At 40.6% G+C, this 16,256-nt stretch carries 9 protein-coding genes; all 9 read left to right on the top strand.

Annotation, left to right across the window (positions count from 1 at the left end):
• The first annotated feature begins 248 nt into the window (after positions 1-248).
• Complete coding sequence (locus JZO85_RS16135) at positions 249-1,352, top strand: tyrosine-type recombinase/integrase (RefSeq protein ID WP_207109548.1); 1,104 nt, start codon at positions 249-251, stop codon at positions 1,350-1,352.
• A 505-nt stretch (positions 1,353-1,857) separates the two neighbouring features.
• The gene (locus tag JZO85_RS16130; RefSeq protein ID WP_207109547.1) at positions 1,858-3,678 is read left to right on the top strand and encodes a SpaH/EbpB family LPXTG-anchored major pilin; all 1,821 of its coding nucleotides are present in this window, start codon (positions 1,858-1,860) and stop codon (positions 3,676-3,678) included.
• 29 nt (positions 3,679-3,707) lie between these two features.
• Positions 3,708-8,456: a SpaA isopeptide-forming pilin-related protein gene (locus tag JZO85_RS16125; RefSeq protein ID WP_207109546.1), complete on the top strand. Its 4,749-nt coding sequence runs from the start codon at positions 3,708-3,710 to the stop codon at positions 8,454-8,456.
• Position 8,457: 1 nt separating this feature from the next.
• Positions 8,458-9,174, top strand: a complete 717-nt coding sequence (locus JZO85_RS16120; protein WP_207109545.1) for a pilin N-terminal domain-containing protein — start codon at positions 8,458-8,460, stop codon at positions 9,172-9,174.
• A 111-nt stretch (positions 9,175-9,285) separates the two neighbouring features.
• Positions 9,286-11,049 (top strand): sortase family protein, encoded by a 1,764-nt coding sequence (locus tag JZO85_RS16115; RefSeq protein WP_207109544.1) that lies wholly within the window; start codon positions 9,286-9,288, stop codon positions 11,047-11,049.
• A gap of 14 nt (positions 11,050-11,063) precedes the next feature.
• The gene (locus JZO85_RS16110) at positions 11,064-13,229 is read left to right on the top strand and encodes a glucosaminidase domain-containing protein (RefSeq protein ID WP_207109543.1); all 2,166 of its coding nucleotides are present in this window, start codon (positions 11,064-11,066) and stop codon (positions 13,227-13,229) included.
• A 26-nt stretch (positions 13,230-13,255) separates the two neighbouring features.
• Positions 13,256-13,834, top strand: a complete 579-nt coding sequence (gene lepB, locus JZO85_RS16105; RefSeq protein ID WP_207109542.1) for a signal peptidase I — start codon at positions 13,256-13,258, stop codon at positions 13,832-13,834.
• A 43-nt stretch (positions 13,835-13,877) separates the two neighbouring features.
• Positions 13,878-14,651 (top strand): hypothetical protein, encoded by a 774-nt coding sequence (locus tag JZO85_RS16100; protein WP_207109541.1) that lies wholly within the window; start codon positions 13,878-13,880, stop codon positions 14,649-14,651.
• The gene (locus JZO85_RS16095; RefSeq protein ID WP_207109540.1) at positions 14,651-16,246 is read left to right on the top strand and encodes a hypothetical protein; all 1,596 of its coding nucleotides are present in this window, start codon (positions 14,651-14,653) and stop codon (positions 16,244-16,246) included. Before JZO85_RS16100 ends, JZO85_RS16095 begins: the two co-directional genes overlap by 1 nt.
• Positions 16,247-16,256 lie beyond the last annotated feature (10 nt).

The raw sequence follows: 16,256 nt of genomic DNA, 5'->3' as shown, positions 1-16,256 counted from the left end.
TTATAAAAAACTAGAAACACACGTGACGTAACAAAATAAAATAACTTATTTTTTTGATACATCAAAATCAATTCGTAAATCAATTATATATTATTAATTATTATTAGGCAATACGAATCATAAAAATAATTATTTTCAAGAAAAACATGATAATAAGTTGGTATACAAGCTCTTTTTATTAAGAAAAGTAAAGAAAATCACAAAAAATGCACCGTCGGTTAAGCCGTCAAAATTGGAGGAATTTTTAGATGCGTAAAGGCGAAAATATCTATCTGCGAAAAGATGGTCGTTGGGAAGGCCGATATCCTAAAGGCAGAAAAAACAATGGACAAATCAAATATGGCTATGTATATGGCAAGAGCTATACCGAAGTTAGACAAAAACTTTACCCGCTTCGAATCTATTATCAATCGTTGGTACAAATCCAAGGTGTATCGGCAGAAACCTTTGAAGAATGGTCGATGGAATGGTTGAACGAAGTGCAGAATGACGTCAAACCGGCTACCTTATCAAGTTATTACTACAAATTAACGAAGTACATTTTACCAACGATCAAAGAGCTCTCTTTAAATGAGCTTTCGTTGGAAACGGGAAAAATATTAATGAAAAACCTACAAAATAAACTTGCAAACTCCACCATCCAAGTAATTTTTCGGATTGTGAATAAATGTCTAAATTATGCGAAGAAAGTCGGGAAAATCCATGCCAATCCCTTTTCTGAACTAAAAATACCAAAAGCTAAAGCAACAAAGGTTCGGGCAATGACTATGACAGAACAAAAAACATTAATGGATGTTGCTTCAAAAAAGAAAAAAGGATATGGCCTTCCAACGCTGCTGGCCTTACATTCTGGCATGCGTGTGGGAGAAATTGCTGCATTAAAATGGTCGGATATCGATTTCGATTCAAATTTGATCTATGTCAACCATACGTACCAACGGATTTCAACTGTCGAAGCACGAAATAAAACACAGCTAATTTTGGCAGATTCAAAGACGGAGGCGTCTGTTCGTATGATCCCGATCAGTCGAACACTAAAAAAACTACTAGTGAATCATCGGAAGCAATCAACAGGGAATTTTGTTTTTTCAACGAATGGTCAACCTTGCGAACCACGCCTGCTTACCTATCATTTCCATCAAATCCGAAAAAAGGCAAAGCTTCCACAGATTCATTTCCATCAGCTGCGACATACCTTTGCGACACGCTGCTTAGAAGCAAACAAAGACATTCCATCTGTTAGTGCATTATTAGGTCACGCCTCGACACAAATGACGCTAGATACGTATGTAGACGCGATGCTGGAACAACGTTTTCAGGTAATCAAGAAATTGGATCGTTTAATCAGCTAACTATAATTGAAATCATTTTCAAAAAAATTGCGTATTTTTTTTGGTGTATTCTTTTTTTAAAAAGTAAGAAAGCGCTTACTGAGGTCTGCTATTGCTGATTAATTAGCGCTCTATCTAGAAACAACAGTTATTTTAAAAGAATAATTATCTGATGATTTTGCATTTCAATATAAGCCGTCAATCATCGTCAAAAAGAGCTATATCCTCTTATGTACCAAGGGAGATAGCTCTTTTCTAGTTTTTTATAAGACTAAGAATAAAATAGGTTAGAAATTTATTGAAAACTAGAGATTTTAACGAAAATGATGAAATTATAACAGCTTTTGAAAGGAGGTATGTTTATCGAAGGACAAACATACTAAATATTTACTAGTATCCAATACGAAAGAAGAAGCTCTTCATCGAGTATTGGAAAAATAAATAATTGAAAAATGGCGGCAACCTCTTTTCACTTATTTATTTTAGCTAATTTGGGCGTAAAAGACAAAATAAAAAGGAGCTTATTATGAAAACGAAAAGAAAATGGATAAGTAAAGTAGCAGTGAGTTTAGGACTGTTGACAATGATTGGTGGGATAGCATTAAGTGCAGGGAGTTCGGTGTATGCAGCACCACCGGCACAGAATATCAGTGGGAATGCGGTATCAGATAATACGTCTGATCGTTCAATTACTATTTGGAAGTACGAAATTAATAGTGCTTCGGAATTAGGTGGACGCGGGGATGGGGAGTCTTTGGATCCAGATACGGCACCTGATTTGGTTGGAAAGAAAGTTATGCAAGATGTCAATTTTGAAATTATTAAAGTAAAGGCAATTGGAAGTGCAGACCTAACAGATCCTTTACAACAAGTGGAGGGGACTCATTGGGAAGTGGATTCTTCGTTTACCAGACAGACAGGTGTAACAGCTGCGGATGGTAGTTTGAAATTCGATGTTGGAACTGGAAAAAGCGCGGATGGTATTTATTTAGTACGGGAAATTAAAGACTCGACTGGGGAATACACTTACACTGATCCAGTTTCAGGTGAAACGGGATTAAAAATCAATAAACCAATGGATCCGTTCTTTGTTCATTTACCTCAAACGAAACGTAACGACACGTCCAAATTAATTTATGACGTACATGTTCATCCAAAGAACATTGTCACGAATACAGATTTGGACAAGACAGCTGAAGGTGGTAAAGGGTATTCCATTAAAGCGGGACAAGATTTCCAATGGGAAGCAACGACGGCATTGCCTTCAGGACTGTTAAGCATCATTAACGAGCCAATGAAGATCACCGGCATGCATGATCCAGTTACTGGATTGCCGACAGCTGACTTAGATATCACTGGTCCATTTCCTTATGAACTGTATGCGGATTACTTCCGAATTACCGATGATTTGAACACAGCACTGTTACTAAAAGATATTGTTGTCCAAGTAACGGATGATGATGGTGCTACTTGGACAGATTTAACGATTGGCACTCACTTTAATGTTGAATTGAATGGCACTGCAGTAGCTGCTCATCCAGTCACAAATATGACCGCTGGAGCAGCCAAAGAAGTAGAAGTTAGTTTGACCCAAGCAGGAATGAAAAAACTAACCGAAGCTGAAGATACTCATATTCGAGTAGTTTATAAGACAACTGTAGAACAAGATTTTAATGGAAAAATTACGAATAAATACAAGATTGATTACTTGATTCCTGGACAAGAACCAACTTCAGAGGAAAGTGACGAACCTGAATACTACAATGGTGGATTTGACATTAAAAAGACGGATAAAGCAGGAGCGGATCTATCTGGTGCGGAATTCCATATCGCACTAACTGAGGATGATGCAAAAGCGAAGAAATATTTAGCATCTGATGGCAATTCGTATACCTTGAATGACGATGGGACTTCAACGCCGTCATTGCCTTCTGGAGTCGCTTATCTAACATCTACATCAGACGCAACAGGTAAAGCGCACTTTGATGGGTTGAAATTGGACTGGTTTACGGATAACCCTGGTGGAGCGAATCCTTCTGATGGAAAACAAGATCCAAAAGATCCGACAGAAGCGACGTGGGATGAAGCAGATATTAAAAAGGATTATTGGGTAGTGGAAACCAAATCTCCAGCTGGTTATGAACTATTGAAGACCCCTCAAAAGGTGACTGTAACTCTAACTACACATAGCAATACTGATCCAGAAGTAACGGTAGTCAATGAAACAAAAACCAAATTACCATTCACCGGTGGCACTGGCACCATGTTGCTAATCATCATCGCAATCGGGGCAATCACTATCGGTACTGCAGCAATAGCAATTGATAAAAAACGTCGTCACGCTTAATTGTTGAAGGATGAAAGGATGGATAGACGATGCTCCGTAATATAAAACTAAAGCAAATAGTCGCCGTTCTTCTTCCAGTATTACTTTTTGTGGCGATTGTGTTCTCTCTTTTGAACGGGAAAATTTTGAAGGCAGATGACTCAGAACAACCATTTGCTCAAGTAGAGATAGTTAACAACACTGAAACAAAAACAGAATCTATGGTTCAAGAAGATGAGGTCCAAGTTGAATTAACCGGAAATGAGACCCGGTTAATTCGACTGCCGGATAGCCGAGAGTATATGGTGTACCAAACTGACGAAGCAGGCCAACGAATAGTTATGGAAGAAAAAAGTTTAGGAGATCTTTCAGAATCTAATACACAGCAAAAAGTATCTCAATTGAAGAATGAAGAATTAAATGAACCAGCTATTTTTCATGTAAGCACGGGAGAGGATACGGGGGATACATATCTGCATCTGATCAAAGGAAAGACACTTTCAATTACCGTAAAGCGACAAATGGAAAATGAAGTTTCAATTGAGTTGTTCGACAGTAATGATTCAAAACAAAAGCAAAAATTAGTTTTATTCGAATCAAATAAAGAACAAGCTGCTTCTTCTCAAGAAGAGAATAATCAATCCGAGGTTAATACAGAATCAAAACAAAAAAAAGCTGGGGCTTCAAGTACAGAAATAGGAAATAAAATAGAGACAAAAAAGACGATAAAGTCATTAAAAGAGTTGACTGAAACAGATTATGAGGCAAAGGATTCTTTAAGAACTGCTATCTATTTTGGAGAATCAGACGAAATAACTCAAAAATCAAAAGTAACGAAAGCTGCTAGCGACCCTATTATTGTTCGTGATGCTAAATTGTCGATAATGACCGGAACAGCCGATTTTGATGCTAATAATGATCCTGGAAATGATAAGTCTGCCAGCAATACAATTGTCCGATCCTTTGATCAAATTAGCTATTTATTATCCTTCTCTGTTCAAAATACTACCTTGACAGAAAGATATACGGATATTCGTTATCGCGTCAAAGCGGAGATGCCTAATGCAGTAGAACTAAAAGATGGTATTCCAAGAAACAATGGGGAAATTTCAAATGGAGCATACATTGATACACCTGCTGGCGATGGCTCGCAAATTTCTGAAGGTATCATGGAATCAACAATTGGTGACACAGGCCAAATATTTGTACCAATCATTTTGAATGTTTTCGGTGCAGATCACGAAGAAAAAATTGAGCCAATAATAACTATCGAAATCGTTGATGCGCGTAATAAAGACACAGAGAACATTGAAACTTTTAACAAAGTATATACGGCTGATGAATTAAGCCAACTAGAAATCCCTGTAACAACAGTTTCAGCAAAACCTTCTGTAGGAGTAAAAATTATAAAAGGTCAAGATGCTAGTGGGAAAGTTCTTTTACCCGAGGCGACCGCTTCGAGTAAGGGGACATCTACTTTAGATGTTGGACTAATTACTGTGTTGCAACCATTAGCAGGAAGATCCGACAAAGATTTTCGAGGAACGATGTTCCCGAAAGGTGAGATTAGTTACCAGGTCAAAGGAAAGGGATACTATACAAAAAATAATGGACCAAGGACCTATTTAGCCGAATCTGCTTACGAACCAATCCAAGCAGTACGGTATTCACCTGCTGCTTTAGACAGGACAACCACCTCTTGGAAACTGACTCCATATGGAAGTAGCTCATCAGAAATGAGTTCTAATTTTCGACCAGAATTGATTACAACGCAATTAGATGCACCAAATGCGGAAACAGGAGCTATCTATACTTCCCAACCGATGGGAAATTTTGCAGAAATAGGCGTCTATCACTCGGGTACTTTTACTGTTTCTGGGAGTTACAATACAGATGTCAAAAATTCTGGTTATGCCAGAACACATAATCCATATACCTATTCAATGAAAGGGCATAAATACGGTAGTGATACTAAACCATTTTCTAGTCTTGAAGTCTTATATCGATGGGATACGAAGAAATGGGTTGACGATTATGTTAATAATAACTGGACAAGTTGTGGGGTGGAATTTTCAGTTGACAAAGTAACATATGATGGAATTACTTCGGATAACAATTCAAGTATTGAATGTGAAACGTTAGGCCAGGGTGACGGTCAACAAGCCGTCTCAATTAGTAAGTTTGGTCAATTTGATGAAAATGGAGATACAGGTTGGGGATCCATTCTGAGCTTAGACATAGCTAACTCATCAATAACTGGGAATTCGGGCCAGGCCCATGTAAAACAAGGTCAGGAAATATATTTGAATGGAGTAATAGTTTCTAGTGGTGCAAAAGAAATTCACCAAGTTCTTGCTTTTAATGCTAGTACATTTAAATATGATACTTCAAGAGAGGTTTCGGAACTTCGTCACCTCTCACGTCCTAGTGATAGTAAAAGTGAGATGTTTGGAGTTCCAAAAAATGTTGCGAATGAGAGTCCGCCATTAAATTTTTCAAATTTTGACACGCAATACGCCCTGTATAATTGGTATTCTTCGCCAGAAGAAGCGGAAACAAACGGTAAGATTTCCGCAGTTTATATTAAAAGGACGTATTCCACTGGTATTGGAGCTTCGAGAGTAACTGGTATTCCAGTCACAGTTATAGGGGATGTAGGGAGCCAAGATGCAAAAGGGAAACCGAATGTTTTGATAGGAACCTCAAAATATATTATTGGCACGAACCAAATGATTTATAGACCATTAAAAAATTATAATTATACTTATACTCCCACCAAATTTGATAGTACGGGAAACACTATAACAAATCATTCTATGAGTAATGGAGGTTATATTGCCTGGGGACAATCAATATTTGTTGATCCGTTTGGAATTACTACTAGTACAGATGTTAAGAATCCAGTATATGAGGGTTCAGAAGATGTTGACGTAAAAGTTAGAGGAGATCTAATTGGGGCAGATTCAATAACATATAACGGCTCATTGAACACTACATTACCTAAAGGTGTTTCATATAAACCAGATACATCTAAAGATGCCTCGGGTAAAAAAATTGGTGAGCCGACTATTACTAATAATCCAGATGGAACGACCACGCTAAAATGGGTATTTACGGATATGATTATCAATAAAGGGATCGAAGTGAACTTTAAAGTCACTAATAAAATTAGTGATATAAGTTTTAATGCGGAAGGACAGTCTGAAAAATTAAATGTAACGACCATCGGGGAAATGTGGTTGAAAAATGATTCGACTAAAAAGGATACTAGTACTGAAGCCAGTAGATCTTCTAATGATTCTTATATTCTTAAATTGAATCAAAAAGTAACGCTAAGTAAAGATGTTGATAAAAAAATAATAGAGGTTGGTGATAAAGATCCAGTTGGTGAAGAGAACACGATCACCTATCGAGTAACGTTAGAAAATGAAAAGACTTCAACAATTTCTCATGTGTGGCTAAAAGATGTATTGCCTTATGATGGCGATTCAAGAGGGACCATATTTAAGGGGAGTTACACGGTAGAAGAGATTAAAGTAGACAGTACTTCCAAAGTTGATATAGCCTATAGTAAAAACTTTTTGGATGAAAATGCTGATCCAAAAGATATTACTGGAGGCACTGCCTACAAGCCAGGAACTACTCCTGCATCAGAAATAAAAGACGCGAAATCTGTTTGGCTCCATGCTCCTTCTATGGCTATTGGAGAAAAAATTATATTGACCATCAAGATTAAACCAACGGGTCAACAACCTAAAGATGTCTTGGTAAATAATGCGATTATGAATTCAGATATTGACCTCTTAGTTCAATCTCAGCCAGTAGCTACTCATGTTTATGGTCGCGATCTCACTGGTTATGTCTGGTACGACGATAACTACAATGGATTGATTGATTCCAGTGAGACTCCAGTTGGAAATATCCCAGTGAAGCTCTATCGAACGAGTCAAAAAGATTCATCTTATGTGAAACAATTAGTGAAAGAAAGCTTGACTGGAGAAAAATTCATTGATGATTCTGGAGATTCCCTTATCGAGACAGGTTCGGATGGGAAGTACAAGTTTGAAAACCTTCCTGAAGGAGACTATCTTGCCGAATTCATGATAGGCGATATCGTTGTTACAAAAAAAATCGTCATTGTGACGAAACAATTAATTGGTAGTGATCCAAAATTGAACTCTAAAGCCGATCCAGATAATTTCAAGACACCAGAATACAATCATCCAGAGTTGAATGATCTGCCAACACTTCTAACAGGAACAGACAAGGTCCATCATGTGACCGACGTCAACGCCGGCCTAACTCGTCTATCAAAGATTCGACTTTTCAAGTACGAAGAAGGAACAGTTATAGATGTGGATGGTAATGGCACACTAGAACCTGAAGAGATTGAAGCAAGCACCACCAATGCCTTAGAAGGTGCGGAGTTCCAGTTATACAAAGGAAAGAAAGACGATCCAGATACTATTAAGGATGAAAACAAAATCGGGAGTCCAGTAAAAACTGGAAGCGATGGTTGGCTGGAATACGGCAGCCTACCACCAGGATTTTATACAATCGTTGAAACCAAGGCACCCGCTGGATTTGAATTACTGAAAAATCCGATTGAAGTAGAAGTCCCAACCTATAACTATATCGCCATCGTCCATGTTCCAGATAAAGGTCAAACCAAGCTGCCGTTTACGGGTGGAACCAAAGCGATGCGGATTATCCTGATTGCTTCTGCGTGTCTATTGGTAATTGGCATGACTGGTGTCTTCCTGCATTTTCGCCCAATCAAAGGAAGGGGAGGAAACTAAAATGAAAAAGCTACGTCGTTTGTTGTTCTGTTTGTTTGTTTTCTTCCTGAGCTTTGGTGGGGTGGTGTCTGCTCATGCCGAAGCAGCGTTCACAGAAGGTACGGGGAACTCTGGATACAGTATCTACGTACAAAAGTATAAGATTGTCGATTTTGCCAAGATTGCCGATACGATGCCCTTAGATGGGACGAAAGTCGATCAAGTTAAGGATGCGGATGGGAAGAATCTGGACCCTTTGCCTGGGATGACGTATGAAATCACCCGTGTGACACCGATTCAAGGTGCCTCTGGGTTCGAACCCGTTCAAGGGGATGGTGCTTTTACTACGACCATCACCACCGATGAAAAAGGTCTTGCCCACGCGGGAAATTTGGCACAAGGGATGTACCAGATTGTTGAAAAGGAACACGCACAGTTAAAAGACGTGATGGAACCCGTCATTGTCGAGCTGCCGTTTCCTCAACAGACAGGCGAACCCTTGAATGAAGTTTATATCTATCCCAAATCCAGTGTCTTAGGCAATACCCCTAAATTGCCTGTGACCAAAGGACCGGATGGTACGCCAATCGAAGTCGATGAAAAAGGGGAGATCAAGAAGCTGCCGCAAACCAGTGGAAACATTGGCACGGCGCAAGTCCTCATGTGGATACTCGCCATGATTTTCGCTATGGGCGGTGTCGGGATGTTCAGTATTCATCGGAAGAAGGACGTTTTTTAAGACGATCGCTCATGCATCATTACTGAAGAAAGAATCTGGGATGCGCATGTTTTTCGTGTCTTTGATTCTTTCTTTCAAATTGTCAAACCCTATTGGAAAGAAGGACCCGTCATGAAGAAGAAAAAACAATCGAAAAGAAAGCAGAGAAAGCATTCTTTTTTGAAAATCTTTGCGATCATCATGATCGTAGGAGGCGTGTTGACCCTTCTTTATCCTATCGTAGGGAATTACTTAGCTAATCGTGAGCGGAGTCAAGCAGTGTCTGAGTACGACGATACGATGAAAAAGATGTCTCAAAAAGAAAAAGACGAACAGTGGGCATTGGCGAGGGCTTACAACGAATATATTTACAATAAACAAGAGGGATTACCGAAGGGTGATCCAGTGGTTTATAACAAAATCATGAAACAAGGGGATGTCATGGGAACCGTTGATATTCCCGCGATTGATATCAAACAAATGCCTTTTTTTCACGGCACGTCATTCAAAACATTGGAGAAGGGCTTGGGGCATTTTGAACCCACTTCGATTCCCATCGGTGGGAAGAATACCCATTCGGTCATTACGGGACACAGCGGGGTCAAGAACCAGGTGCTCTTTACCGATATTCGAAATTTAAAAGAAGGCGATTTGTTTTTTATCAATATTTTAGGCAAACGCTTGGCGTATGAGATCGATTCCTTTGAAGAAATTTTGCCAAGTGATGTCGATAAGGTCAAGATTCATAAAGGCAAGGACAAAGCCACGCTGCTGACCTGTACGCCACCGGGCATCAATACCTTTCGCTTGTTAGTCACGGGTCATCGAGTGGATTATAAAACGGCTGTCCAACGGAAAGTCAAGAAACGGAATACATGGAGTTATCAAAATATTGTCTTAGCGACACTAGGATTAAATGTCGCAATCTTCGCCTTACTCATGGGCTTGTATCGTCGCTTCATCAAACGATTCCGATCGGAGGATCCGATTGTCTCTGCCAAAGCGCGGAAAAATCTGAAACGGCTATTCCTAGTTACAAAAACCTTGTTCTTTCTTCTATTTATTACGATGACGGCGGTACTCGTCACCGCCATCTACGGGTATCTCCACATGGAGGAAGAACCCGCGTCTGCCGCAGTCAATATTGGGCCGCAAGAAGAACTGGGTGCCTACAATATCGATAAGATCAATGAAGCGAACTATGGCGAGAAACAGATCGCGAGTGTAAAAATCTCAGATTATGCCAAGGCGAAATCGGTCGTCCAGAACACAACGAATAACTGGGGAATTGGAAAAATTGTCATTCCCAATGTGTCGATCGACCTGCCGATTCTGGCAGGGATGGCGAATGAAAATCTGTTAACCGGAGCGGCGACCTACCGCTCCGACCAACAGTTAGGTCGCGGAAACTATGTTGTCTTAGCACACAATATCTTTGATAAGGATGTCCTGTTGCACCGGATCCAAGATTTAAAAAAGGGGCAGTTGATTTATGCGACGGACTTTAAACAAGTCTATGTCTACGAGGTGTCTTTGAACAAGATCATCGAAGAGACCGAGGTGTCCTATGTTGAAAAGGAGCCGAAGAATGGGATCGCGAAGCTGACCCTCTTACGATGTGAAGGGGATATCGGAACGATCTATCGGCGTCTTGTTCAAGGAAATCTCAAGAGCGTCCATTCGCTACATGATGCCGAGGAAGATCTCTTCAAACAAATGAAATTGAAGCGCGAGGACCAGAAAATCGATGGCACTCTAATAAAAAAAGACCCGGTATCTGAACCTGAGCGGGTAAGCATGACGTTGGCTGCGAAGATCATTTCTGATCCGATGCAGACAGTGGTGCCTTTGTTCTTATTGTTTCTCTTACCGATTTTATTCTTTAGTTTGATCTAGAAAGGAACAAATTCATGAAAAAAATAGTTGTGGGTGTCTGTGGGATACTGGTTTTTGTCGGAGGACTCGCCAGCTTACGCAGCGGAGCATTAAAAGCAGGTGAACTAACAGAAAGTTCTTCTTTAATAGTAGAAACAGGAACAGCAGAAAGTCAGATGTCTGTGCCGGAAAGTAATGAAGCACCTGTAAATGAAGCTGTCATACCAGAAGCAAACACGAAGGAACCCGTAGTAACACCAGAAATTCAGTCTTCTGAACAAGGATCAGCAGCAAGTTCGGAAACAGAGGGTTCAGCATCGTTTGAGCAAAGCAGCACTATAGATTCGTCAACTAGTACGAGCACGCCTGCTTCGTCGTCCAGTTCGAGTACATCCAGTTCGACAAAGCCATCAAGCAGTTCGTCTACTTCAAGTACAATAAAACCAAGTCATTCATCGAGTAATAGCTCGACGAAACCAAGCGGTACAAAGCCAAGTAACACCAAACCAAGTTCGACGACCCCGAGCAGTTCTCTGCCCACCCAGCCGTCGACTAGTCAGATACAAGAAGAACCGAAACAGTCAGCGACTCCTGCGCCAACGCCAGTGATACCGAGTACACCCGCAGCGGTGACTCCAGCAACACCACCAACGATGAGTGTTCAGCCATATCCGTTTGTCGCACCGACTGCACCTGAGGCTTTTTCGCAGACGAGTGCACTGAAGCTGCCAAGTGAACTGAAAACAACGGAAGTTGCTCAATCAGATTTGAAAGGCTTCGAACTGCCGTTGTTAAGCAGTTTTGAAAATGAAGCCCACGCGGCATTGATTTATGAAGGGATCAAGCAGCTTGGGATCGAACAAGAAGAAACCTATGATGCAAAACAATTAGCGACCGATTTGTACCAGCAATTATTCTCTATAGAAATCACTGATAAACCAGAGAAAATGCCAGAAGAAATCACTGTTGGCAGCCTCGTTTATCAAAAAGAAAAAGACAATCACATTTTATTAGGTATCTCTATCGGTGAGGACTATTACTTAACAGTCGATGATGTAGAAATTGAAAAAGAGACCACTGAGGAAGAGGCGAAGGAAACTTCTGATACTGAACCTGAAGAGAAAAAGACTCAACGTCAAGTGATTGTGGAGACGATCGATTTAGAAGAAGACCTGTTGGTGCAAGAACTACCAGAAGCAGCGTTGAACGATTATGGTCAACAAGTCCTAAAAGAATATCCAGCTTCTATGAACTTCACTGAAAATGATAGTGCGAAAAACTTCATTGAAACAGTCGGTGAAGATGCTCGCAAGTTAGGGCAAGACTACGATGTTTTTGCGTCGGTGATGATCGCGCAGGCTTTAATAGAAAGCGGATCAGGAACTAGCACGTTGTCTTTATCTCCAAACCATAACTTGTTTGGGATTAAAGGAACCTATCAAGGACAATCCGTATCGATGGCAACGCAAGAGGATCGAGGAAATGGCGATTTGTATTCCATCAACTCAGCGTTTCGTAAATATCCGAACTATGCGGCGTCACTAGGTGATTATGTAGAACTCTTGCGTGGGGGCATCTCAGGCAATGCGGGGTATTACCAACAAGCATGGCGTTCTGAAGCGAAGAATTATTTACGCACAACGAACGCATTGACCGGAACTTACGCGACGGACACGACCTATGGGCAAAAATTGAACTCAATTATAGCCCTGTATCACTTAACTAAATACGATCAAGTCAAAACTACCGAAGGAAATTCAGGCGTCTTCATCAAAGGCAAAGAAGAAATTCCAGAAGAATACCGCAGCCGCATGAAATACCCAGACTACAACGGTGTGGATTACAACAGTTCAGGCTCCTATCCGGTTGGTCAATGTACGTGGTATGCCTTTAACCGTGTGAAGCAATTAGGCAAAACCGTTGATGACTATATGGGCAACGGTGGCGAATGGGCAACCAAAGGAAAAGCACTCGGCTATGAAGTGAGCCAAAAACCTAAAGCAGGTTGGTTGATCTCCTTTAAACCAGGCGTCGCTGGATCAGATACACGTTATGGGCATGTGGCCTTTGTGGAAGCTGTTCGACCAGAGGGTATTTTGATTTCAGAGGGCAATGTCTATGGTGGTACGGTGATTTCGTATCGAGTGATTGACACGGCATTGGCTACTTCTGATCAAGTTTCCTATATCAAAGCAAAGTGATAAAGAAAAAAGGAGCACTGTAACTTATGGCAACTGTTCGTTCACGTCAAACAAAAAAAGAAGAAACTCCGCCACAGCGCTCGATTGCTAAAAGTCTTATATTGACCATTCTGACCTTACTGCTATTGGTTGTGTTGTTCATCTCGGGGCAGCTAGTTCGCAGGGAATACAGCTTTCATCCCATCTCAGGAACATCTATGAAGCCGACGTTGACAGAAAAAGACATGGTTTTAGTCAAAAGAAGTGATCCGATTCACCGCTATGATGTGATCGCTTTTTCTGTCAAAGGAGAAGAAGGGAAGTTCGTCAAACGAGTGATTGGGATGCCGGGAGATACGATGTTCATTCGCAATGATCGGATGGTCCTGAACATTGGCGAGCAGGGAGATTTTGAGACGACCTACATGTTTCAGCTTTCTCCCGCTGTCGCTGAAGAATTTCAAGACTTAACCAAAATTCCTAAAGGATTGTACTTTACGACCGGTGATCATATCGATGTGTCGAAGGATAGCCGTACGTTTGGCTTTGTCTATAAAAAGGAAATCGAGGGAAGGGTCCAGTTCCATCTCCCCTCTTTGATTAGAAAGCAGGAGGATAGCGAATGAAGAAGAAACTCCTGTTGTCCGCCTGGCCAGAGGTGAAATCAAGATGATCCTACTAGGAATAATCAGTGCGGGTTTTATCGTATTAGCAATTATCCTGATACTAGTGAGACTGATTTTGGATCTGCGGTTTTCAGCCATTCAAAAGGAACCGGATCAATCGCTTTTGTTTCGAAGAAAAGTCCACTATCTTAGGAAGATCGAACAAGCTAAAGATGTTCGCTATTTGTTAGTTACTTGTTTAACGATCGGAATCGCGTTGATGATCTTCATCGGTTCTTTTGTATTTCTAGCGGAGGATTACCAGAAAATGAAAACCAAAAGCACCCATTTAGAGGATCGAATGGAACGCATGGACCAGCAGCAAAAGCGTCTAGTCGCCAGCATTCCTCTAAAAAATTATCCGAAAGAAGGCATTGGTCTCAAAGATTATTCTTGGGAGAAATTAACTGCAGAAAATAAGGATTCAAAGCTACAGAAAAAAATGGAAGCAGTTATTTCTGATATGACGGTGCCATATTTTGGTTCAACTGCACCAACAGTTTCATTAGCAGTTCCGAAAACCATCTCCCTTGAACTTAAGGGACGAATGGATGATACCGCAAGTAAAGAGACAATCAAAAAGAATATCGATGACTTCGCAAAAGAAGCCGAAGTGATTGCCGAATTGACGGATATCCATGTACGAATGATCTCGTCTATGGGGAAGGACAAAAAAATTATCTATAGCGTGAATTATTCTCGTGACAATAACGAAGAGCGTTTTACTAAGAAGAATGTTTCCGAGCAGAATCTAAAGAATGATGGTGGGAAAGGCTAATGGCAGAGAACAAGAAAAAAAGAAAATGGCTGTCAACGCAGGCATTGAAAGAGTTTATCAATGATATTACTGAAGAAGAACTGAATGCGGAAGAACGTTATAACGAAGCAAGAGGTGTGCCAGAATCATTCTTGAACAATGAAGCGGAGTCCGATGACCAGATTGAAATAGAAGAATTTATCCAAGAACAGGAACAGACTGTTGCGTACAGTAAAAATGAACCAGATGTTGAAGAGCAGCTCGAAAAGGATGATGTTGTCACTCAATCGAAAATCAAACAGCTTCAAGCAGAGTTAGAGGCGTTAAAAAGCGAAGCGGAAGCTCGGGTTCAGGAGTTAGAAGTAGAAAATGACGAACTGAAAGAGAAGCTTTCTTTTGAGCGCACCAGATTGGAAGAGGAGCTGAGCGACCGAGCAGAAGAGTGGCAGACGAAACTTACTGAAATAGATGAAGAAAAGAAAGAAACGGAATCGACCATCGAGGAACTTCAGCAGCGACTAGAAAAGAAACAACAAGAACTAGCTGAAACCCTTGATCGAATCAAGCAGGAAGAATCGGAAAAAGCAGCTGCAACAGTCGATTTGAAAGAACTCACGCGACAGCTTAAGGAGTACCAAGCAAAGTATAAGAAGTCGCAGGAAGCAACAAGTGAAGCTGAAAAAAAGCTGACTCAGATTGAGACGGAAGTCATAGAGTATCAGGCAGTGATTACTCAGTCAAAAAAACAATACCGTGAATTGGAACAGGATTACCAACAGTTACATACGATCAATCAAAAAAACGAAGCAAAAATGATTGAACTTCAAGCCGAAAACGATGTACTTGATGAACTGCTTGAAGAAAAGAATCAAGAAATGGACGCTGAATTGAAACGTCTGAAAGAAGAGAATACAAAGTACAGAAAGACGATTCAACAATTAAACGAGCAAGTCGCTCAAAAGCTTAAAACCGCATTGGAGGAATCACAAATGGCGATCGATGAACAAGGGCATATGCCGGAAGAACACACACAAGAAGAAGTATTCGAAGATTTGGAACAATTAGCGGCGGAGAAAGAAGCTCTCAACAGCGCCTTGTTTGATGCTCATGAGGAAATCGCAAAGATGGAAGAAAAAACAAATGCACTAGAACAGCTAGAGGCAGAAAAGGAACGACTAGCCAGCCGTTTAGCTGATGCGCAAGTCGAATTGAGCAAATTGAAGGAACAAAAAGACGCGGAAGAAAGTCTGGAATTGATTCAGGCCAAGAAGCAAGTCGATGAGTTGATTGAGAAAAATGAACGATTGAAAAAAGAAGTGGTCCAATCTCAACAGGAAATCGGTGAAGTACTGATCTCAGCGAAGAAACAGGCGAATCGAACGGTTGAAGAAGCCCAAGTCGAAGCAAAGCACATGATCAGCTCTGCCGAATTAGAATTAGAAAATATCAGTAACCGGGCGAAAAAGATTTTGATTGAAGTTTCAGAATCACGTAAGAATGTGCTCTCTATCTATGATGACCTAGAGTTCAAGGTGGAGGCCCTATCGAACGGGACACTGTTAAAAGAGATAAAGAAAAATAAGCAGGATCAGAAATTATCCGAGTATTTTGATTAATAAGGAAACA

Source organism: Candidatus Enterococcus murrayae, from assembly GCF_017315985.1.
Classification (GTDB): domain Bacteria; phylum Bacillota; class Bacilli; order Lactobacillales; family Enterococcaceae; genus Enterococcus_A; species Enterococcus_A murrayae.
This window is presented reverse-complemented; position numbering and strand designations above follow the sequence as displayed.